Origin of the sequence: Saccharopolyspora sp. ID03-671 (assembly GCF_045278815.1) — a bacterium.
GTDB classification, from domain to species: domain Bacteria; phylum Actinomycetota; class Actinomycetes; order Mycobacteriales; family Pseudonocardiaceae; genus Saccharopolyspora; species Saccharopolyspora ipomoeae.
Window position 1 is genome coordinate 5,559,707 of record NZ_CP134054.1, and the last position, 20,844, is coordinate 5,580,550.

19 protein-coding genes and 2 pseudogenes are annotated in these 20,844 nt (G+C 69.3%); 8 read left to right on the forward strand and 13 right to left on the reverse strand.

The genetic code is table 11. The features are described 5' to 3' along the window. Positions 1 to 53: 53 nt before the first annotated feature. Positions 54 to 434, reverse strand: a complete 381-nt coding sequence (locus tag REH65_RS25835) for a MerR family transcriptional regulator (protein ID WP_406689472.1) — start codon at positions 432 to 434, stop codon at positions 54 to 56. A gap of 238 nt (positions 435 to 672) precedes the next feature. Here REH65_RS25835 and REH65_RS25840 point away from each other — a divergent pair, with 238 nt between their 5' ends. Beyond that, the gene (locus REH65_RS25840) at positions 673 to 942 is read left to right on the forward strand and encodes a DUF3040 domain-containing protein (RefSeq protein WP_406689473.1); all 270 of its coding nucleotides are present in this window, start codon (positions 673 to 675) and stop codon (positions 940 to 942) included. A gap of 37 nt (positions 943 to 979) precedes the next feature. Here the strand turns inward: REH65_RS25840 and REH65_RS25845 are convergent, their stop codons facing one another. Further along, positions 980 to 2,101 (reverse strand): aromatic ring-hydroxylating dioxygenase subunit alpha, encoded by a 1,122-nt coding sequence (locus tag REH65_RS25845; protein ID WP_406689474.1) that lies wholly within the window; start codon positions 2,099 to 2,101, stop codon positions 980 to 982. 290 nt (positions 2,102 to 2,391) lie between these two features. Here REH65_RS25845 and REH65_RS25850 point away from each other — a divergent pair, with 290 nt between their 5' ends. Beyond that, a complete protein-coding gene (locus REH65_RS25850) occupies positions 2,392 to 2,733 on the forward strand; it encodes a bifunctional 3-phenylpropionate/cinnamic acid dioxygenase ferredoxin subunit (protein ID WP_281453936.1) in 342 nt (113 codons plus the stop codon). Here REH65_RS25850 and REH65_RS25855 read toward each other — a convergent pair. The 8 genes and pseudogenes from REH65_RS25855 to REH65_RS25890 form a co-directional block, all read right to left on the reverse strand. Continuing rightward, positions 2,734 to 3,204, reverse strand: a pseudogene (locus REH65_RS25855) (GNAT family N-acetyltransferase); the annotation flags it as partial. 55 nt (positions 3,205 to 3,259) lie between these two features. Continuing rightward, positions 3,260 to 5,713, reverse strand: a complete 2,454-nt coding sequence (locus tag REH65_RS25860; RefSeq protein ID WP_406689475.1) for a PEP/pyruvate-binding domain-containing protein — start codon at positions 5,711 to 5,713, stop codon at positions 3,260 to 3,262. 131 nt (positions 5,714 to 5,844) lie between these two features. Next, positions 5,845 to 6,234 carry a VOC family protein gene (locus tag REH65_RS25865; RefSeq protein WP_406693245.1) on the reverse strand — a complete coding sequence of 130 codons (390 nt, stop codon included), beginning with the start codon at positions 6,232 to 6,234 and terminating at the stop codon, positions 5,845 to 5,847. Further along, complete coding sequence (locus REH65_RS25870; protein ID WP_281453934.1) at positions 6,231 to 6,515, reverse strand: metalloregulator ArsR/SmtB family transcription factor; 285 nt, start codon at positions 6,513 to 6,515, stop codon at positions 6,231 to 6,233. The genes REH65_RS25865 and REH65_RS25870 overlap by 4 nt, the downstream gene beginning before the upstream one ends. Positions 6,516 to 6,617: 102 nt before the next feature. Beyond that, the gene (locus tag REH65_RS25875) at positions 6,618 to 7,160 is read right to left on the reverse strand and encodes a hypothetical protein (RefSeq protein ID WP_406689476.1); all 543 of its coding nucleotides are present in this window, start codon (positions 7,158 to 7,160) and stop codon (positions 6,618 to 6,620) included. A gap of 127 nt (positions 7,161 to 7,287) precedes the next feature. Next, entirely contained in the window at positions 7,288 to 8,016 is a 729-nt protein-coding gene (locus REH65_RS25880; protein WP_406689477.1) for a hypothetical protein, read from the reverse strand. A gap of 3 nt (positions 8,017 to 8,019) precedes the next feature. Beyond that, positions 8,020 to 9,681: a WXG100 family type VII secretion target gene (locus tag REH65_RS25885; RefSeq protein WP_406689478.1), complete on the reverse strand. Its 1,662-nt coding sequence runs from the start codon at positions 9,679 to 9,681 to the stop codon at positions 8,020 to 8,022. A gap of 4 nt (positions 9,682 to 9,685) precedes the next feature. After that, complete coding sequence (locus REH65_RS25890; protein ID WP_406689479.1) at positions 9,686 to 10,093, reverse strand: YbaB/EbfC family nucleoid-associated protein; 408 nt, start codon at positions 10,091 to 10,093, stop codon at positions 9,686 to 9,688. A gap of 166 nt (positions 10,094 to 10,259) precedes the next feature. Between REH65_RS25890 and REH65_RS25895 the strand changes: the two genes are divergently transcribed. Then, positions 10,260 to 11,036 carry an adenylate/guanylate cyclase domain-containing protein gene (locus REH65_RS25895; RefSeq protein ID WP_406689480.1) on the forward strand — a complete coding sequence of 259 codons (777 nt, stop codon included), beginning with the start codon at positions 10,260 to 10,262 and terminating at the stop codon, positions 11,034 to 11,036. Between the two features lie 75 nt (positions 11,037 to 11,111). Next, the gene (locus tag REH65_RS25900; RefSeq protein ID WP_406689481.1) at positions 11,112 to 12,290 is read left to right on the forward strand and encodes a glycosyltransferase; all 1,179 of its coding nucleotides are present in this window, start codon (positions 11,112 to 11,114) and stop codon (positions 12,288 to 12,290) included. A 90-nt stretch (positions 12,291 to 12,380) separates the two neighbouring features. On the opposite strand, the gene REH65_RS25905 is transcribed toward REH65_RS25900, so the two are convergent. Continuing rightward, on the reverse strand, positions 12,381 to 12,815 hold the full coding sequence (locus tag REH65_RS25905; protein ID WP_281453927.1) for a MarR family transcriptional regulator: 435 nt from the start codon (positions 12,813 to 12,815) through the stop codon (positions 12,381 to 12,383). Between the two features lie 104 nt (positions 12,816 to 12,919). On the opposite strand from REH65_RS25905, the gene REH65_RS25910 reads away from it, so the two are divergent. The 3 genes from REH65_RS25910 to REH65_RS25920 are packed head-to-tail and all read left to right on the forward strand — an operon-like array spanning position 12,920 to position 16,127. Continuing rightward, on the forward strand, positions 12,920 to 13,531 hold the full coding sequence (locus tag REH65_RS25910) for a TetR/AcrR family transcriptional regulator (protein ID WP_281453926.1): 612 nt from the start codon (positions 12,920 to 12,922) through the stop codon (positions 13,529 to 13,531). Further along, on the forward strand, positions 13,528 to 15,147 hold the full coding sequence (locus REH65_RS25915; protein ID WP_406689482.1) for an MDR family MFS transporter: 1,620 nt from the start codon (positions 13,528 to 13,530) through the stop codon (positions 15,145 to 15,147). Before REH65_RS25910 ends, REH65_RS25915 begins: the two co-directional genes overlap by 4 nt. Positions 15,148 to 15,161: 14 nt before the next feature. Next, entirely contained in the window at positions 15,162 to 16,127 is a 966-nt protein-coding gene (locus REH65_RS25920; RefSeq protein ID WP_406689483.1) for an alpha/beta hydrolase, read from the forward strand. A 186-nt stretch (positions 16,128 to 16,313) separates the two neighbouring features. Here REH65_RS25920 and REH65_RS25925 read toward each other — a convergent pair whose 3' ends face one another. Further along, positions 16,314 to 17,291 (reverse strand): glycoside hydrolase family 64 protein, encoded by a 978-nt coding sequence (locus REH65_RS25925; protein WP_406689484.1) that lies wholly within the window; start codon positions 17,289 to 17,291, stop codon positions 16,314 to 16,316. Between the two features lie 266 nt (positions 17,292 to 17,557). Between REH65_RS25925 and REH65_RS25930 the strand changes: the two genes are divergently transcribed. Continuing rightward, positions 17,558 to 18,562 carry a LacI family DNA-binding transcriptional regulator gene (locus tag REH65_RS25930; RefSeq protein WP_406689485.1) on the forward strand — a complete coding sequence of 335 codons (1,005 nt, stop codon included), beginning with the start codon at positions 17,558 to 17,560 and terminating at the stop codon, positions 18,560 to 18,562. Positions 18,563 to 18,836: 274 nt separating this feature from the next. On the opposite strand, the pseudogene REH65_RS25935 reads toward REH65_RS25930, so the two are convergent. Further along, a pseudogene (locus REH65_RS25935) lies at positions 18,837 to 20,625 on the reverse strand (hypothetical protein). Positions 20,626 to 20,844: the final 219 nt, after the last annotated feature.

Consider the following 20,844-nt stretch of genomic DNA (forward strand, 5'->3'; position numbering starts at 1 on the left):
TTAGAGGAGGGATGTGGCCGCGCCCTAACCGAGCGGGCCGGGTGAGGCCGGGATCACTTCGGGTGGTCGAGCCGCTCACGCAGCATCGCGGCGAAGCGCTCGGCGAGCGCCAGGCGCGTGCGCAGTTTCTGGCAGGACTGCTCGGCCTGCTCGCTGAACTCCGCCAGCCGCCGCTGCGGCTCCTCGATCTCCGGGGCGTCGGGGGTCGGGTCGAGGATCGCCAGCAGATCGCGCATCTCGTCGAGCTGGAAGCCCAGCGGCTTCATGCCCTTGATCAGTTCCAGCCGGTCGACGTCCGGGTCGGTGTAGAGGCGGAATCCGCCCTGGCTGCGCGCGCTGGGCACCACCAGCCCGACCTCCTCGTAGTAGCGGATCGTGCGCAGCGACAGCCCCGTGCGCTCGGCGACCTCGCCGATCTGCATCCGCTCACCCACGCCCGAACCACTCCTCGACCGATCTAGTCCGCGGGAGCGTTTTCCCTGCTCCCGGGTGTGTCCACGATACGCAGTGCTAGACCGGTCGAGGCCCGTCGGACCCTTCCCACGGCTGTGCGCCGGGTTTATGTTGAGAGGTGTCGCACCTCGGCGGTGACGATGGCGTGCCGGGAAGTCCGGTCGGCGTGACGTTCCTTCGCGGAGGGTTCCTCCGCGGCGAGCGCGCCGGGAGGTCGTGATGCTGAGTCGCAGTGAGCGCAGGAGGCTTCGCGAGATCGAGCGGTGGTTCGAGGAGAACGACCCGCGCTTCGCCGAGGCCGTCAAGAAACCGCCACCCGATCCGGCCACGCGCAACCGTCGCTGCGTGGCGATGTCGGTGTCCGCGGTCGGCGTCCTGGTGTTCCTGCTGGGCCTGCTCGCGATCAGCCCGGTCGTGATCTTCATCGGCATCGCGCTCGGAGTCGGCGGTATCGCCGTCCGCTACCTGCTCCTGGACACCCGCCCCTGATCCGCCGAGCCCCGAAGCGGGGCCCGGCGGCGGGTTTTCAGTCCGTGATCCGGCTGCGGACCCAGTCGTGGAACTCGGCGATGTGGTGCTCGCTGGGGACGAGCACGCCGCCGGAGGCGTAGGAGCGGGAGTCCATCGCGAGCTGGCAGCGCTCGCAGGCGTCGAAGTCCTGCTGGTTGACGCGGTGGAACAGCTCCACCGAGCGGGACAGGTCCTGACCCGAGGTGACGACCTCCGGCAGGTACAGCCAGTCGCAGTCCACCAGGGTGCGTTCGGCGGTCAGCGGGAACATCCGGTGGATGATCACGTGGTCCGGCACCAGGTTGATGAACACCTGCGGACGCACGGTGATCGCGTAGTACCGGCGGTCCTGGTGCTCGCCCACGCCCGGCAGCGGCTGCACGCCGTCGCCGCCGTCGACGGTGAAACCGGATACCTCGTCACCGAATTCGGCTCCGTGCCCGACGTAGTACTGCGCGGCGAACCCGTCGGCGAACTCCGGCAGCACCTCGGTGAGCTCGGGGTGGATCGTCGCGCAGTGGTAGCACTCCATGAAGTTCTCGATGATCTGCTTCCAGTTCGCCTTGACGTCGTAGCGAATCCGCTCGCCGAGCTCCAGCGCTGCGATGTCGTAGGCGTCGATCTCCCCGGCGTCACCGAGCCGCCCGGCGACGTCGGCGATCACGGTGTCGTCGAACGAGGGCGGCTCGTCGGCCAGGCACACCCACGCGTAGCCGAGCCATTCCCGCAGGTGAACCGTGTTGAGACCGTACTCCCCGCGGTCGACGTCCTCCATCGCGCCGAGGTTCGGCGCGGCGATCAGCTTGCCGTCGAGCCCGTAGGTCCAGGCGTGGTACGGGCACTGCAGCGAGCGCTGGACCTGCCCGGTCTCCTCGGTGCACAGCCGGGCGCCCCGGTGCCGGCACACGTTGAGGAACGCGTTCAGGTCGCCCTTGCGGTCGCGCGCGACGAGCACGCTCTCGCGACCGACCTGCACGGTCTGGAACGCACCGGGCTTGTCCAGGTCGGCGCTGCGCACCGCGCAGAACCAGCCGGTCTCGAAGATCCGCGCCTGCTCCAGGGCGAAGATCGTCGGGTCGGTGTAGTGGTGGCCGGGAAGAGTGGCCAGCAGGCTCTGCGGCAACTCCGTAGCGGTCATCTCGGGGCGCCTTTCGGCTCGGTCCGCAGGGGTCTTCAGTTGTTGCGCGATGAGCACCTCGTTGCTCGATCGACAACACGATGCGATCGCGGGTCCGGCGCTGTCAAGACGTCCGAGCGGGTTACCACCAGGTAGTCGGCGGGGATTCGGGTAAACGGCCGATGTCGTTGGTCAACGGGGAAATCCACGCGGAGATCGACGCCTTCGACGTCTTGACGCACCTCTCCGATGGGCCGCACTCTGTTGCGCATAGCGTTTTGAGTTCTCTAATGCGCAACACAGGAGGTTCGATGTTCGCTGTCTGCCGCGCCGACGAGCTCGCTCCGGGCGAGTCGACCCGGTTCGTCGCCGACGTCCCGATCGCCGTGTTCAACGCCGACGGCGTGTTCTACGCGGTCGACGACACCTGCACCCACCAGGACGCGTCCCTGTCAGCCGGCTTCCTCGAAGGCTGCTTCGTCGAATGTCCGCTGCACGCGGCGTTCTTCGACCTGCGCGACGGCAAGCCGACGTGCCCGCCGGCCAAGCGGGCGCTGCGCACCCACCAGGTGCTCGTCGAAGGCGGCACCGTCTACGTCCAGCTCGCACCGCGCGAGGCGACGCTCCCGCTGGAGGCCGAAGGCGCGGCCTGATCAGTCGGCGCGGCGACGCTCCAGCAGGACGGTGTCGCGCCACACCCCGTGATGCCGAGCGATGCGTTCCCGGGTTCCGACCTCCCGGAACCCGGCGGCGCGGTGCAACGCGATGCTGACCTCGTTCTCCGGGAAGATCGAGGTCTGCAACGTCCACAGCCCTCCCTCGTCGGCTGCACCGATCTGCTTGCGCAGCAACGACTTTCCCACTCCCCGGCCGCGGAAATCCGCTCCGATGTAGAGCGAGGTCTCGGCGACCCCGGCGTAGCACTCGCGCGCCGACACCGCCGCGGCCGCACCCCACCCCGCGACCTGCCCGTCGAGTTCGGCGACCCACCGGTGCCCGGCCAGCCACTTCGCGTCGAGGACGTCCCGGCCCGGAACCTCGGTCTCGAAGGTCGCGTTTCCCGTCGCGATGCCCTCGGCGTAGATGCGGCGCACCGCGTCCCAGTCGTCGTCCCGGAGCTCCCGGATCAGCGGCTCAGCCATCTCACCAGGCTGAGCCGCCGGATCCGGTGGGGCAAGCTCACTCCGGTGTGACGGTGCCCGCGGCGGCGTCGACCGTGATGACCTGGCCCGTGGTGATCGCGGTGGTGGCGTCGCGGACGCAGATCACCGCCGGGATGCCGTACTCGCGGGCCACCGTCGGGCCGTGCGCCATCGGCGACCCGGTCTCGGTGACCAGGCCCGCCGCGGTCATGAACAGCGGCGTCCAGCCCGGATCGGTGGTGGTCGCCACGAGGATCTCGCCGGGTTCGATCCGCGCGTTCGCCGGGTCGTGCACCACCCGCGCCGGCCCGGTGGCCTTGCCCGGGGACGCGCCGAGCCCGGTCATCGCCCCGTCCGCGGCGGGTTCGGCCGGTGCCGCGGCCTCCAGGTCCGTGCCGTCGGAGAGCAGCGCGATCGGCACCGAGCGACGCCGAACCTCCCTGTCGTAAAACGCCTTCCGCTCACCCGCCAGGCCGCGCTGGTCGGTTCCGCGCACTGCGGCACGGATCTCGTCCAACTCCAGGAACATCACGTCCCCGGCCTGCTCCAGCCGCCCCCGCCGGGTCAGGTCCTCGCCGATGAGCAGCAGCTGCTCGCGCACGGTCTGCAGCGAGTACAGCCACGCGAACTTGCCCAGCTCGCGCAAGCCCGTGAGCTTGCGGGCGCGGCGCATGCAGAACCGGGCCAGCCGCGCCCGGATCGGGCGACGGCGGCGAGCCCGCTCGTAGAGCTCGTCGATCGTGGCCTCCGCCCGCGCCGCGGCCCGCTCGAACCGGCGGTCCGGGGCCTGCTCGGGGTCGGTGATCTTCAGGTAGGCGGCGATGGTGTCGAAGATCTGCGTCGGGTCCTCCGCCCAGCGCGGCCGCCCCACGTCGACCTCCGCCGGAGCCCGGTGACCGTAGCGGTCCAGGAAGTCCGCCAGCCCGATGTCCGGCAGCGTTCCGGCCCGGTACCGGGCGGCCAGCTCGGCCGGGGGAGTGCTGCTCAGCAGCGTCCGCTCGTCCTCGTCGAGCCCGCTGGTGAGCCGCCACAGCGCCAGGTCCATCTCGGTGGTGACGTTGTGCGGCAGACCGCCCAGCACCGCGTCCAGCTCCGCACTGCTCGCGACGCCCTTGAGCAGCGACTTCGGCAGCTGGCCGACGAGGATGCCGATGAACAGCGGCCAGATCACGTCGGAGGCGGTCATGAAGTCCCGCTGCACCTCCTCGGCGAAGCGCAGCCGCTGCTCGGAGTTGTGGAACTCGGGCGCCTGCGCCTGGTGGCGCAGCTGCTCGGTGGCCCGGAAGGCCCGCGCGCGGGCGGCGTCGGGGAAGGCGAGCGTGCGCATGATCTCGAACTTCGCCTTCGGCACGACGGTGAGGCTCTTCCGCAGCAGCGGGCCTGCCGGGAACGGCAGCCCGGACCGGGTCGGCGCGAAGCGCGGATCGTCGAGCAGCCGCTGCACGATCGCGACGTTGCGCGGCCCGTAGACCTCCATCATCTGCGGCAGCCGGGAGCGGAAACGCTTGTTGCGCAACAGGTCCGAGAAATCCATGAACAGCCGGTCGCCGACCGGGACGATGCCTATCGCGTCGCCGAACGCGCCACCGGCCAGTCCCGCCGACTCCATCCAGAGCTTCGCGCCGTGCGTCATCGCCGACATGCCGGCGGGGGTCCACGGGCGGGTCATGCCCTGCATGTGGCCCATCTCGAAGTAGACCCGCAGGTCCTCGGTGCGCGGCGGGAGCGGGAAGAGCGTGGTCACGGCCCGCGACTGCAGCAGCCATAGCTCGCCGTCCCGGTCGATGGCCCACTCGACGTCCTGCGGAGACCCGAAGCTCTCCTGCACCCGCGATCCGGCGTCGCGCAGCGCCTCGAGCTGCTCGCGGTCCAGGCACCCGTCGGTGCGCGGCTGGTCCTCGTCGGGGGTGGGGCTTCCGCCCAGCACGTAGTGGTCGGCGATGACCGACCCGTCGACGACCACGTCGCCGAGCCCGGGCGCGGCGTCGACGACCATCTCCGAGCGCGTCCCGGTCAGCGGGTTCGCGGTGAACAGCACCCCGGCGACCTTCGCGTCGACCATCCGCTGCACCACCACGGCCATCCGCGCCTCGGCGGTGAACCCGTTGGCCTCCCGGTAGGCGATCGCCCGCTCCGAGTTCAGCGAGTCCCAGCAGCGGCGGATCGCCGACAGCAGCTCCTGCTCGCCGCTGACGTTGAGGAACGTGTCCTGCTGCCCGGCGAAGCTCGCCTCCGGCAGGTCCTCGGCGGTCGCGCTGGAGCGCACCGCCACCCGTCCGCCCCCGAGCCGGCGGTAGGCGTCGAGGACCTGCTGCTCGGGCACCTCACCGCAGGCGTGCGCCCGGGTCGTCACGCAGAACCCCTCGGGCACCCGGAACCCGGCCTCGATCAGTTCCCCGAGCCCGGCGGCCTTGCCGCCCACGAGTTCGATCCGGCTCGCGCCCACCTGCGCGAGATCCAGCACCACGGCGTCGTCGCCGGTCATCGCCATCACTCCAGTCCTCACGGCACGTTCTCACACCGCCGACCAGACTTCCCGGCACACCACGACCGCAGCCGATGCCCGAATGCTAAGCCTCCACTTGGCCGCCCGGCCGTCAAGAAGCCGTCAAGATGTTCTCGTCAGGACTTCTCGTGGGCGATCTGGATGAGGTTGCCGCAGGTGTCGTCGAGGACCGCCGTGGTGACCGGGCCCATGTCGGTGGGGGCCTGGGTGAAGCGGACGCCCTGGGCCGTGAGGCGGTCGTGCTCGGCGTGGACGTCCTCCACGGCGAACGAGGTGAACGGGATGCCGTCGGCGACCAGGGCCTCCTTGAACGGCTTGGCCGCCGGGTGCTGGTCGGGTTCGAGGACCAGCTCGGTGCCGTTCGGGTCCTCGGGCGAGACGAGCGTGATCCAGGCGAACTCGCCCATCGGGATGTTGTGCTTGACCTGGAAGCCGAGGGCCTCGGTGTAGAAGCGCAGGGCCTTGTCCTGGTCGTCGACCATGATGCTGTGCAGGTTGATCCTCATCGTCCAGGCCTTTCCGTCAGCCACCGCTCGACGATCGGTTCGAGCGGTGCGGTGTCGATGTGCAGGAACTTGTACCGGCCCTCCCGGCGCGTCCGGACCAGGCCCGCGGACTCCAGGACGTCCAGGTGCTGCGAGACGGCCTGCCGCGACGAGGCCAACCCGTGCTTCGTCGCCAACCGCGCGCACACCTCGAACAGCGTCTGACCGTCCTGCTCGGTCAGCTCGTCCAGGATCGCCCGCCGCGTGGCATCAGCCAGAGCCTTGAACACGGCATCGTCCACACCCCGAAGGTAGGCAAGTCAACGCTTGCCCGTCAACTCGCGACCAGGGTGTTCAAAATTTCAATGGAAGTCAGGTCTCCGACTTCCATTGAAATCGCGTCCTCAACGAGCGGGGAAGACCTCCGCCGGGTCCTGTTTGGTGCGGGAGTGGGCGAAGAAGGTCGAGCCGTCGGTGAAGTCGAGGCGGAGGCAGGTGGCCCGGGGGATGCTCCGGCCCATGCGGACCGGTTGGATCTGGGTGATCCGCTCGGTCGGGACCTCGAAGTAGGAAACCGGGTGGTTCGTCGAGGGCAGGCTGTCGGCGGCCTTCTGGACGACTGACCTTGCCCGGCCGAACAGACCTTGTGGCTCCTCGGCTTCCTTCGCGACTTGGTTGCCCTTCACCACGACCGCCACTCGCCGCTCGGTGATGGCGAGGAACGCCTCGCCGGGGACGTTGGCGATGTGGTCGGCCATGTGAACCGCGTCGCGCTCCGTCTGGTCGGCGAAGGCCCACCACATGACCGCGGGGTCGTCGGCCCACTCGTCGCCGAGGAATTCGCCCCTGGTCAGCTGTTCGCTGGGAAGTGGCCAGTTCGGTTCCTCGACCAGCGACCTGCGCACCTCCGACAGCGGTTTGTGCGGAACGGCCGGTTTCTGGTTCACCACGGATCCCACGTGGCCCTGCGCTGGAACTTCCAGCCAACGCAGTGTTTCCCCGCCGCTGAGCCAGGTTTCAGCGAGCATCTTCTGCCACTTCTCCCGAAGCAGCTCGCGGTCAAGCAACTTCAGATCAGCCACGGATGCCTCGCTGGTGGTTCAGGGCGTCGACCATCGTCTGCGCGTCGGCCGGGTGGCGGGCGTTGAGCACGAACCCCGATCCGTCGGCGAACTGCAGACCGCAATAGCGGTGCGAGTCCTCCTTCTCGCCGACGGTCCGGCAATCGACGACGTCGTGAAGAGCGATCTCGAACCAGGTGGTGACCGGCTTGCTGGAGATCGGCTCGCCAGGCGTGTTCCAGCCGAACTGCTCGGTCTCCTTCCCGACCAGAATCCGTCCCATCTCGCTGAACGTCTCGGACAAGGTGGGGTGTGCGGAGATCTCGGAGTCCTCCACCATGGGCGGTACGAGGACCGCAAGCCGTTGCGGAGTCAGCACCCACAGCATCTCGAATCCGACGTGACCGGTCGGGTACCTGGTGTTGATCAGATTCATGGCAGCGCACTCCTGCCCGGATCCGACGATCGTCAAGTCGCGGCCGCGCTGGGTGGTTCCGGGTCCGGAACTGCTGTCGCCGCCTCCGAAAACCATGGTGAGCGCACCGACTGCCACGGCGCCGGCAGCGCTCGAAGCGGCCTCTCCCAGTTTGCCGCCCAGTCCTTTCTTAGGACGGCCGTCCTCGTCGAGCCCCTTGACCTGGTAGCGCTTGTCGACCTGCCAGGTCGCCCACAAGATCGGTTCGCCAGGACTGCACCACTGCCGCGCGGTCAACGCGGCGCCGAGCTTCTCCGACACCGTCACGGGTCATCGTCTCCTAAACCTCGAAGCCGCGGTCCGTTGCGGCCTTCCGGTCCTCAGCCGTGGACGGGTCCTCAGCCTTGTTGTAACCGTATTTGACGCCTTGCTCGATGCCTTGCTCGGTGAGGGCTTGGCCGCCCGCGCTGAGAGCTGCGTCGCTCGCACGAGTCGTGCCTCCCAGGCCAAGCGTCCCGAGCCCTGCTTGCACGACGTTGGTCGCGAGGGCTTGTTCGCCCTTGGCGCTCTCGATGAGATCCCCGCTCCAGCCGGTGCGTACGCCGGAGCGTCGGGGTCGGTGGCACCTTGCCGCGCGAATCGATTGCCCGTCGTCGACGCCATGTCGTTCTCCCGGGCGTTCTCCAGGGCGTTCCGCGCTGCTCGGAGCTCCGATTCGGCTCCTGGCCTGCCCGCGCTCAAGGCTTCTTCTGCCTCTCGCACCGCGTTCTGGGCATTCGGCAGACTTCCGTGATCTCCACGAGTGATCGTCTTGGCCAGGGGGTTCGCATCGATCTGCCGGGATACCCAGCGTTGTGCCATGTTGCCGCCGCGGAGGTCGTTCATCTTCTCGACGACCTGGCGGAGCGGGCCGCGGCGGAGGGTGACGAGGAGCTTCTCCAGTTGCGTCACCAGGGGCTTCAGCTTGTGGAGGAGTTCGGCGACCTTGGCGCCGAGGCGGGTGCCGGTGATGGCGACCTGGGTTGCGGTGAGGCCCGAGGCGGCGGCTGCTGACGCGCCTGCCGTGATCCAGGACGCCGCGAGCGCTGCGATCCATTCGATGATGAGGCCGATGACGAGTTCCTGGATGATGTCGATGACCATCTCGACGAAGGCGTCGAAGAGGTCTGCGGCGATCTCCAGGGTTTGCTTCAGGTCGAGGATGTCGGAGGCGAAGGCCTTGGTGCCGCCGGTGAACTCGGTCATCTGCTTGCGGAACGCGTCGCCCGCCTGCCCCTCCCAGGCCGGGCGGGTGGCGTCGGCGCGCTGCTGCTCCTGCTCGCCGAGCTTCTCGACCCACGTCGCGACCTGCTCCCAGCCCTTGGCCGTGGCGCGCATCTGCTCCGGGTCACCGATGGCCGGTTCCAGCACGAACTCGACCAGCGGGCTGATGACCAGCGAGACCAGGAAACCGAGACCGTTGTCCACGAAGGACTGGCCGGGGCTGGTGACCAGCTGGAGCTGTTCCATGCGGGCGTTGACCGTGGCGATGGCGATGTCCGGCGGGTTGTCGGCCTTCGCGAGGTCCTGGGCGGCCGATGCGCTGCTCATCCCGTAGGCGGCGGTCTGGTCCATGAAACCGCGACGCGGTCCACCGGCGTTGTTGACCCCGCCCATCGTGCCCGGGCCGGAACCGGACCCGCCGAGCCCGGCGATGTCGATCTTGCCGAGGTCCTGGGCCTGCTTCTGGTCGGTCTCGGAGTAGTCCTTCGCGCACTCCGAGACCGCTTCGGAGATGTGCTGCATGAACCCGCCGGCCTTCGTGGCCAGGTCGCGGCACTCCTCCAGCGAGTCGAAGTAGGTGAAGGCGAGGAACTCGCCGATCGGGCCGAAGCAGTCATCGCTCACCCGCGCCTGCTCCAGCATCTGGGCCAGCTGGTCGAGGTGCTGGGACACGCCTTCGGAGCCCTGGCTGTGCGCGGACAGCGCTTCCGGGGCGACTTTCATCGTCATCGGGTCACCTCAGGAACGAGCCGTCGGAGAAGTCGTCATCGTCGTCCGCGCGACGCGGAGCGGGTGGTGGTGCGGGGGAGTGGGCGTTGAAGGCGCTCTTGAACTGCTCGGCGCGATCGCCCAGCACCGGGGTCACCGTCTCGTCCATCTGCTGGGCGGCGTCCTGGGTGGCCTCGCGGATCGCCGTCATGATGCTCTGCTGCAGCGACGAGTGCGGCTGGCGAGTTGCGGCGGCCGTGAGCTGCAGGTCCAGCACCGCGCCGGAGGGCGCGACGGTGACCGAGACGCTGCCGTCGGCGCTGCGGGCCCGGCCCTTGATCTCCTGCATCCTCTCGCGGAGCCGACCCGCCTGGGCGGCCTGCTCCTCGAACTTCCGCATCATCTCCTGGACGCGTTCCGATGGCTGAGCCACGAACGAACACTCCCCCTCTTGTTCGAGCCACTGGCGGCACGAATGCTAGTCAGGGAAACGATCTCCGTGGGTCGATTCGACGTGATCAGCGACTCACGAGCTCAACCTACTTAGGAGTAGGTTCTGGGTATTCTGGTGGCGTGGTCGGGTTGCGAGGAGTGTCCGGATGATCGATGAGTCGCGGCCTGCCGGGTTCTGGGGGAGGACCGGCGATCGGGTTCGGCAGGTGAACCAGAGCCGTCGCGTGGTCGGGGCGCTGCGCGGTGTCCGGCGGATGCTGCCCGGGTCCGGTGAGGTCGCGTTCTCCGGCGACGGCACGCCCTCGGACCGGGTGGCGCGGCTGATGCTGCAGGTGGCCGGGGATCGCCCCAGCGCCGTGCGCGAACTGGGGCTGGCGACCGTGCAGGCCTGGCAGGCGCTGACGAACAAGGGCGCTTCCGACGGGGCCGTGACGATCATGTTCACCGACCTCGTGGGCTTCTCCAGCTGGGCGCTGCGGGCCGGAGACGACCAGGTGCTGCGGTTGCTGCGGGAGTTCTTCGACGTCACCGACGACGTGGTCGAGGGCTACGGCGGCGTCGTCGTCAAGTCGCTGGGCGACGGCGTGATGGTGGCCTTCTCCGACGTCGACAAGGCGATCGAGGCGGCTTCCGCGCTCGGGTCGGCCGTCAGCGCGCTGCACCACGACGGGTACCGGCCCGCGCTGCGGGTGGGCTTGCACCGCGGGTGGCCGCGCAAGGTCGGCAAGGACTACATCGGTGTCGACGTCAACATCGCCGCGCGCGTCGCCGACGCCGCCGGTGGGGGCGAGGTGCTGGTCACCGAGCAGGTGCTGGAGGCCGCCGACCGCGGCCGGTACGTGGCGCGCAGCAGGCGTTTTCGGGCGAAGGGGACGCCGAAGGACCTCGCGGTGTACGCCGTGGTTCCGCGTCACGAGCGGTGATCGGGCGGGTGTACCGTCGCAACTAGACAGCATGCTGTCTAGTTCGCTCGCGTACCCGGCCGAATGGGATTGACCTTGCGCATCGTCCTGACCGCCATGCCCGCCTTCTCGCACCTCGTCCCCCTGCTGCTGCCCGTCGGGCGCCAGCTGCGCGACGCCGGGCACGAGGTCGTCGTCGCCACCGGCGAGGCGATGGCCGAGACAGTTCAGAACTTCGGGCTCGACCCGGTCGTGCTCCCCGAGCTGCTCACGATGGGCGACCTGGCGCGGGAGCCCGAGCGGCACGGGGCGCGGGGGCTCGGCGAGGTCGGGGACCGGCGCGGCGTCGAGACCGTCGGCGTCACCTCGGAGATCTTCGGCGGCAACTTCGTCGACGTGCTGGGGCGCCGCTTCGGCGAGCAGCTGCTGGAGCACGTCGCGCGTCCCGATCTGGTGGTCCGCGAGGGCACCGAGTTCGGCGGCTACTACGCGGCCGAGAAGTGGGGCGTGCCCAGCGCCGTGATCGACATCAGCCCGATGGCGCCCTACGGCGACGTCCTGGAGCACCTCAACGCGGGTCGCGCGCACTTCGGGCTCGACCCGATCGACGACCCGTGGCAGCCCATGCGCACCTTCCGGGCCGGGGTCGTGCCCGAGCTCTTCTACCCGGAAGGCGCCCGGCTGGAATCAGCGCGCCAGTACCGGGTGCCCGCCGCCGACCCGGAGCGGCTCGACTCGGCGATCGCCGAGCTCCCGGACCGGCCGCTGGTGCTGGCCAGTCTCGGCTCCAACGCGCCGATGATGCTCGGGGAACGCCCGCGGCTGCTGGAGACGATCATCGAGACGCTCGGGAAGCTGCCGGTCACCGGCGTGGTCGCGCTCGGCGCCCACCGCGACCCGCGGGACTGGACCGGGGTGCGGGCGGACAACGTGCACCTGACCTCGTTCGTCCAGCAGCAGACCCTGCTGCCCGCCTGCGACGTGTTCCTCACCCACTGCGGGTTCAACAGCACCCGCGAATCCCTCTACGCCGGGGTCCCGATGGTCGGCGTCCCGATGTTCGCCGAACAGCCCCGCAACGCCGCCCGGATCACCGAACTCGGCGCGGGCCTGTCCCTCAACGTCGAAGACGCCACCGCTCCCGCCCTCCACGACGCCCTCCTCCGCGTCCTGGACGACCGCTCCTTCCGCACCGCCGCCCGGGGCGTCCAGCGCCGCACCCTCGCCCTGCCCCCGCTCTCCCAACTCGTCACCGACCTCGAATCAACCCTCTGACCAACCCCCGTCGAAAACCGCAACATTCGTCGCGCGAAAACCGCAGCATTCGTCGCGCGAAAACCGGGGTTTTCGACCTGGGGCCGGGTGTCAGGGATCGAGGTTGCGGGTGAGGTGGGTGAGGAGGGCGCTGAGGTGGTCGATCTCGGTGGGGGAGAGGCCGGCGACCAGTTGTTCGTTGGCGTCTCGGGAGGCCTGCTGGAGGCGGCGGTGGGCGGCGCGGCCCTCGTCGGTGAGGTGGAGGCGGACTGCGCGGCGGTCCCGTTCCGCCTCGGAGCGCTCCAGCCAGCCCATCTCCGCCAGGCGGTCCACCTGGCGCGCCAGGGTCTGACCGCTGACGTGCAGCGATCCCGCCAGGTCGCGCTGGATCAGCGGGCCGTGAACGGTGAGGGCCTCCAGGATCGTCCAGGTCGTGAAGCTCGCGCCCGCCTCGCCGAGCCGCTGCTCGAAGTTCGCGCGGGCCTGCCGGGCGACCACGTTGAGCCGGTACCCGAGGCTGCCCAGACCTGTGCCGATGGCGTCCACCGCCCTCACCTCCCGGCGCACAGTTCTACCTCACACCACCAGATCTGCACGCTGCAGTCGAGAGTGCAATAATGCACTCTGTGGTTGATGGTGCAAATCCTGCGTTGAAGCGTCGGGTCAACACGGCCCACCGGCTCACCGCCGCCGCTCGTCGCCGCACGAGCGAGGACGGGCTGTCCGGTTTCACCGTGGACGAGATCTGCGACGAGGCGGGCATCTCCAGACGCACCTTCTTCAACTACTTCGCGTCCAAGGAGGACGCGGTACTGGGGTTCACCACGCTCTGGGACCAGCACGAGCTCGAAGAGCGGTTCACCGCCGGAGGCGACCCGGACGCGCCCGGGCTCTCGCCGAACCTGCTCGACGACTACGCCGGACTGCTCGTGGAGCGCTGGACCGAGGTCGGCCTCACGCCCGAGCACGTCGCCGACCTGGTCGCGGCGACCGACCGCGAACCGCGCCTGTTCTCGCGGCTCTTCGAGAGCGTCCGCGCGCGCGAACGGGCCGACGTCGACCTGGTCCGGAACCGCGAGGGCCTTCCCGAGGACGACCTGCGCGCGCAGGTCGCGGTCCAGCTGGTCAGCGCTCTCGCCGGCGCCTGCATGGGCCGGTTCCTCGAACCCGACAACACCGACCCGCTGCACACGATCATGCAACGCCGCCTGGTTGCCGCTCGCGAGGTCTTCGCCGCCACGCTCACCGGAGGGACCCGATGACCGAGACCGAACCGAAGTTACTGCTCACCAAGCGCAGGATCTGGATCATCTTCAGCGCGCTGATCGCGGGCATGCTGCTGGCCAGCCTCGACCAGACCATCGTGTCCACCGCGATGCCCACGATCGTCGGCGACCTCGGCGGCGTCGAGCACCAGGCGTGGATCACCACCGCCTACCTGCTGGCCACCACCATCGTCATGCCGATCTACGGCAAGTTCGGCGACGTGCTGGGCCGGCGCAAGCTGTTCCTCATCGCGATCGCGCTGTTCACGGTCGCCTCCGTCGGCTGCGCCGTGTCCACCGACTTCTGGACGTTCGTGACCTTCCGCGCCGCCCAGGGGCTCGGCGGCGGTGGCCTGATGATCCTCTCGCAGGCGATCATCGCCGACATCGTGCCCGCCAACGAGCGCGGCAAGTACCTCGGACCGCTCGGCGGCATCTTCGGCCTCGCCGCGGTCGGCGGCCCGCTGCTCGGCGGGTTCTTCGTCGACCACATGTCCTGGCACTGGGCGTTCTACATCAACATCCCGATCGGCATCGCCGCGTTCGCCATCACCTACTTCGCGCTGACCCTGCCCAGCAAGAAGGCCACCAAGCCGCTGGACCTCCTCGGGGTGGTGCTGCTCGCGGCGGCCACCACCAGCCTCATCTTCTTCACCGACTTCGGCGGCGACACCGCCCACGGCTGGAGCGCGCCCGAGACCTGGATGTGGGCGGCGGGCCTGGTCATCGCCGCGACGCTGTTCGTGCTGGTCGAGTCCCGGGCGGCGGACCCGATCATCCCGCTGTCGCTGTTCCGGAACCCGATCTTCATCAACGCCACCAGCATCGGACTCGTGCTCGGCGTGGGCATGTTCGCCGCGCTGGGCTTCCTGCCGACGTTCCTGCAGATGTCCACCGGGACCTCGGCCGCCGTGTCGGGCATGGCGATGCTGCCGATGATGGCCGGGCTCATGCTGACCTCCATCACCTCCGGCGCGATGATCACCAAGACCGGCAAGTACAAGATCTTCCCGATCCTGGGCACGCTGGTCACCGGTGGCGGCATGCTCGCCATGACCACGCTGTCGGCCGACACGCCGGTGTGGCTGCTGTGCGTGTTCCTGTTCATCTTCGGCGCGGGCCTCGGCCTGATCATGCAGGTCGTCGTGCTGGTGGTGCAGAACTCCGTCGACCCGGCGATGCTCGGCACCGCGACCAGCACCAACAACTACTTCCGCGAGGTCGGCGGGGCGCTGGGCACCGCGGTGTTCGGCACGATCTTCTCGACCCGGCTCACCGAGAACCTCACCGAGATCTTCGCCGGAGCCGGGGCCTCGGCCGATCAGGCGCAGCAGTCCGCGGTGACGCTGTCGCCGACCATGCTGGAGCAGCTGCCCGAACCCGTGCGTGACGCGATCGTGTCGGCCTACGCCGATGCTCTGGCGCCGGTGTTCTGGTATCTGGTTCCGTTCATGGCCGTGGCGTTCCTGCTCGCGCTGGTGCTCAAGCAGATCCCGCTCTCGGAGGTCGCGGGGCTGGTCGCGCGCGGCGAGGCCATCGGCGGTGAGGAGGCCGAAGAGCTCGAAGCGCAGCAACGCGCCGCCGGCAGCACTCCCGCCGCCAAGAGTCACTGAACGAAGGAGTTCGCATGGCCAAGATGGATCTCCGCGTCCGGCTGCTCGGCGCACTTCTGGGGCTCGGCCCCAGCGTGACCGGCATGACCGATGAGCAGCTGACCGCGCGGCAGCCGAAGTCGTTGCCGCGCAACAAGATCGTCGACTACCTGCTGGGTTCGCGGGCGTCCGGCATCATCACCAGCGACCTCACCGCGGCCGGTGCCGAGGACCGGATCGGGATCCGCGTCTACCGGCCGATGCACGCGCGCGAACCGCTGCCGCTGGTCGTGCACATCCACGGCGGCGGCTGGATCGGCGGCAACCTCGACATGGGCGACTGGCTGTGCGGCCGGGTCGCCAAGGAGGTGCGGGCCGTCGTGGTCTCGCTGGACTACCGGCTCGCCCCGATCCACCGGTTCCCCGCCGCCGTCGAGGACTGCTACGCCGCGCTGCTCGACCTCGTCGACCGGGCCGACGATCTCGGCGCCGACCCGAACCGGATCGCGGTGATGGGCGACAGCGCGGGCGGCAACCTCGCCGCCGTGACCTGCCTGCTCGCCCGCGACCGCTCCGGGCCGCAGATCTCCTTCCAAGGGCTGATCTACCCGGGAACCGACCTCACGCTGGGCAGCGAGTCGCTGCGGACCAACGCCGAGGCACCGGTGATCACCACCCGCGAGATCCTGCGGATGCGCGAGGCCTACCTCGGCGACGAGGACCCGGCGAACCCGCTGGCCTCACCGCTGAAGGCCGCCACCCACGAGGGGCTGCCGCCGGCGCTGATCCAGGTCGCCGAGCACGACCCGATCCGCGACGACGGCGTGCGCTACGCCGCCGCGTTGCGGGCCGCCGGGGTTCCGGTGCGCAGCACCACCTACGTCGGCATGCCGCACGGGTTCGTGGCGTTCCCGAACATCTGCCGCAGCGCGCCGCAAGCGCTGGCCGAGCTCTGCGAGGAGCTGTCGGCGGCGCTGGTCCCGGCGCGCGTCGCCGACTGAGGTAGGACCGGGGCGCACCCGCGCGGGAGGGTGCGGGCGCGCCCCGAGCTTTCACGGCGAAGTTCTCATGAAAACCTCCCCGCCCCCGAAAACGGAACCGAGCCCCCTCCGGAAATCATTTCCCCTGGTCATCGGGTTTTGGTGTGGGGTCACCTTTGGTGGGGTGGTGCAGTTTTCATGAAAACCTCACCAGCCGACGGCGACCACCAGCCATTGCGGGCCTTCGTGGGAGACGTAGGAGGCCTGCTCGGCCACGTCGTCGTACGGGAAGCCGTAGGCCTTGCCGTCGATGTTGTGGTCGTGCCAGAACTTCGCGTAGTAGTTCGCCGGCCCGGTCGGGTAGAACTTCGACGGGTCGTGCTGCTGGTCCTCCGGCAGGTCGGCCACGTGGCGGTTGAGCGCCGCGCACTTGTTGGCGTCGCCGCCGAGGCCGCCTGCGCAGCCGAAGATGTTCTTCGTCGTCTCGTTCACGCCCACCGAGTTGGCGTAGTCGGTGAAGTAGTTCGCCTGCGCGCCGCCGTCCTGGAACTCCGGCGAGCTGCCCGGTGCGATGATCCTGTTCGGGTCGTCGGCCAGGTGCTCGAACTCCTCCGGCACCTCGTCGCGGAACTTCTGGAACGTCTGCTCGCGGCTCTCCTGGAACGTCTCGTAGTCCTCGCCGAAGGACGCGTCGAAACCGTCGTCGGCGTGCAGCCGCATCGCCAGCTTCAGGCCGAACGCGTCGACCCGCGTGGTGTTGCCGTTGAAGACGTTCTCGCCCACGGTGAACTCGATGAAGTCGGTCAGCGGGCTGTCCGGGGCGCCGAGGTGGAACTCCATGCGACCGGCCGAGTTCGCGGGCATGTCCAGGTAGGGCTGCTCGGCGATCGAGTGGGTCTCGCCGTTGAACGTCCAGTACACCTGGTCGTCCGGGTACTGCCCGTTGGTCTGGTTGACGACCTTGACCATGAGCTCGTTCTGCGCCGGGGGAATGCTGCCCACGTCGCCCCAGAACTCCTCGGGCGGCGGGCTTCCCGCGGGGGTGACCGCGGCCGGGTGCGGTTCGGCGGGTCGTGCGGCCTGGGCGGGCAGCGAGGTGGCGACGGTGGCCGAGGCGAGCGCGCCCGCGGTCAGCAGCCCCAGAGCGCCGCGGCGCCAACGCCGCGTCGTTGCGGTACTGGTCATGGTTCACTCTCCGAACTGTGGAGGAATGAAGATCGGTGAGAGCGCTCTCGCCGAGCAGGCTTTCTCGATCCGGAACGGAAGTCAACGATCCGGATGACCGTTGTCCGCTTCTCGCCAAGCGGAGTCGGAAGTTCGCACTTCTCGGGCGTTCTGCGGCATTTTCGGCTTCCGCCGAGCGGGACATGCGGGGAAAGAAGGGTTTTGCCGCACCGGACCGCCCGAATTGGGTAGCGTGCACCGTCGATTCCGAATGCGAGGGGGTGGGCATGGCCAGAGGTGATCGTCGGCCGACGCTGGAGACCGTCGCCGTGCGCGCCGGTGTCTCGCGCGCCACCGTGTCCCGGGTGATCAACGACCAGCCCGTCGCCGGGCCGAGCAGGCGCGCGGTCGAGCGCGCCATCGCCGACATCGGCTACGTGCCCAACCAGGCCGCGCGCAGCCTCGTCACGCAGCGGACCGGGCTGATCGCGCTGGTGCTGCCGGAGCCCTCGACGCGCGTGTTCTCCGACGACCAGTTCTTCCCGCGCCTGATCCAGGGGGTCAGCCAGGAGCTGGAGACCGCCGACGAGCAGCTGGTGCTGATGCTGGCCGGTTCCACCGCCAGCCGCGACCGGATCCAGCGCTCGGCGGTGGCCGGGCGCGTCGACGGCGTCATGCTCGCCTCGCTGCACGGCGCCGACCCGCTGGCCGCGGCGCTGGCGAAGTCGGGGATCCCGGTGGTCGGCAACGAGCGGGTCCTCGGTTCGGTCGAGGTGCCGAGCGTCGGCGTGGACAACCGGGGCGGGGCGCGAGCGGCCGTCGAGCACCTGGTCTCGCGCGGGCGCAGGCGGATCGCCACCATCGCCGGGCCGCTGGACATGATCGCCGGCATCGACCGGCTCGACGGCTACTTCGACGCGATCACCGGGACGCAGGAACCCGTTGTGGTGCAAGGAGATTTCACCCGCGAGTCCGGCGAGACGGCGATGGAGCGGCTGCTGGACGAGCACCCCGGGGTCGACGCGGTGTTCGCCGCCTCGGACCTCATGGCCGAGGGCGCGATGCAGGTGCTGCGGCACGCGGGGTTCCGGGTCCCGGAGGACGTGGCCGTGGCCGGGTTCGACGACATCACCCGCGCCGCCTGCACCGACCCACCGCTGACCACCGTCCGCCAGCCGATCGGCTCCCTGGGTCGCCACCTCGCGGCCCAACTCCTCAACCTCATCAGCGGCAACGCCGTCGAACCCGCCCGAACCCTCCCCACCGACCTCATCCTCCGCGACAGCACCTGAGCCGAGCGGCGTTCCGGTGGGCCGGCGTTCCGGGAGGGCGGCGTTCGGGTGGAGCGGCGTTCCGGTGGGGCGGTGCGTCACCAGGGGACAGTTTTAGCCAGAATCACCCATGATCAATGTCCTTTTTGTCCGGTCAATTATGGCTAAAACTGTCCGGCTGCCGACACCGCCGCTCCCGGACCGGCCACCTCGGGACGCGGTCGGGTCGGGGTGAGGAATGCGAGAACCGGGCGAGACCTCTGGGGTCTCGCCCGGTTCTTCGGGGTACTTCAGATCACGGGAAGTTCGCCAGGTTGGACGGGGTCGTCTCCGGCGGGGTCACGTCGCCCTTGTCGTTGATGATGTGGGTGATCGAGCCCTTCTCGTTGAGCGACACGGTCGCCATGCTGTGGAACTTCACGCCCGGCGCCGCCGGGACCTCGAAGGCGTGGTCGTTCTTGACCTCGGGGTTGACGTTGAAGAAGCAGTAGCTGCCCAGGCCCCACGCCTCGTGGTCGGTGACCTGGTCGCCGACCTTGTAGGCGGCCCAGCCCTCCTGGCCCTTGTCGTTCATGTACGCGGCCTGGTCCGGGACGTCGTAGGGCATCTCGTTCTGGAAGAAGATCGTCTTGCCGTTGTTGCCGTTCCAGATGACCTGGTACTTGTTGTAGTGCTCGACGAACAGGCCGGTGGCCGTCACGTCGTCACCGTTGACCAGCACGCCGGTGTCGCCCGGGTTGACGTCCCAGCCGAACGAGCCCTCGTTGCCGTGGTCGGCGCGCCAGGCCCAGATGTGGTCCATGACCGCGTTCTTGCTGTTGACCACCAGGCTGTTGGTGGCCTTGCCCGCGACGGTGCCGCCCAGGCGGAAGAACACGTCCTGCATGATCGTCGGGTTCTGCGAGTGGTCCGCCGAAGCGCCCTCCTCGCCGACGGTCAGCAGGCTCGGCGAGTTCTGGGTGCCCGCGTCGAACAGCACGCCCTTGATGCGGACGCCGTCGACGTCGGCGACCTCCATCGCCGTCTTGCCGGTCTCGGGCATCAGCGTCGGGTAGCCGATGCCGAGCACGATCGTGTCCGGGTTGGTGATCTTGATCGTGTCGTCGAGGTGGTACACGCCCGGGGTGAAGAACAGGTTGCACCCCGAGGCCACGGCGGCGTTGATGTCGGCCGCGGTGTCGGTCGGCTTCGCGACGTAGAACTGGCTCATCGGCACCGACTTGCCCGGCGTCTCACCGCCGGCCCAGCTCGGCCGGTGGCGTCGGTGCGCACGTCCGGGCGGAACACCTGGTACTTGCCCTCGCCGTCGACGTACAGGTACGGCACGTCGGCCGACACCGGCGTCGACTCCAGGGTGGTGTGCGGCGGGTCCGGGAACGCGGTGGGCGGGGCGCCCTGCACGCCGGAGAACGTCATGTTCCAGACGCCGCCGTCCCAGGCGCCCAGCTGCGAGTCGCGGGTGTACCACTGCTGCTGCGACGAGGACTCGGTGGTGCCCGAGACCTTCGTGTCGGCCAGGTAGCCGCCGCTGGCCCAGCCGTAGCTCTCCGGGTACAGGTCCAGGTCGCCCTGGATGTCCATCCGCCGCATCGGCGCGGCCTGGGACACGCCCCAGCGGTTGGCGCCGTTGGGCTTGACCGTCATGTTCTCGGCCGAGCGCCAGAAGTTCTGCGTCGCGTTGCCCTGGTCGGACTCGTTGAACGCGTCGACGGTGATGTTGCCGTTGATGGTGACGTCGCCGGGGTTCTTCCGAGACCGGCCACCGAGGTGTAGTACCCGACGTTGTCGTTGACGGTGTACTCGCCCGGTTTGAACAGGTGCGCGACCCGGTCCTCGGACATCTGGTCGGCCAGCGTGTCCTTGAGGTTGTTGAAGTCGTCGTCGAGCTGCTTCTGGATGTCCTGGGCGGGCATCGACGGGTCGAAGATCCGCACGTTGGGACCGAAGTCCGGCGTGTCGGTCCCGGCGCAGGCCTGCGGCCCGGGAGCCGGGGCCGGGGCCGGGGCTGCCGGCTGCGCGGGATGCGCACCCGGCATCGCCGCCGCACTCGGCGCGACGGCGGTGACGGCGGCGACGGCTGCCATTCCCGCGAAGAACGGGAACCGGCGTCGCCCACGCCGTTGTGAGACGGGAGTCATGTATCAAGCACCTCCGGAAAAGGACAATGCGTCGAACGCACTGCGTGAGAGCGCTCTCAGCTCGGCACCCTAGACCGATCAAGAGCGAAACCGGAAGGCATTCGGCGGGAAACCGCCAGTGCGCCAGTCGATTCCCGTTTTCCCAGCTGAGGAGTCTGCGGAGGT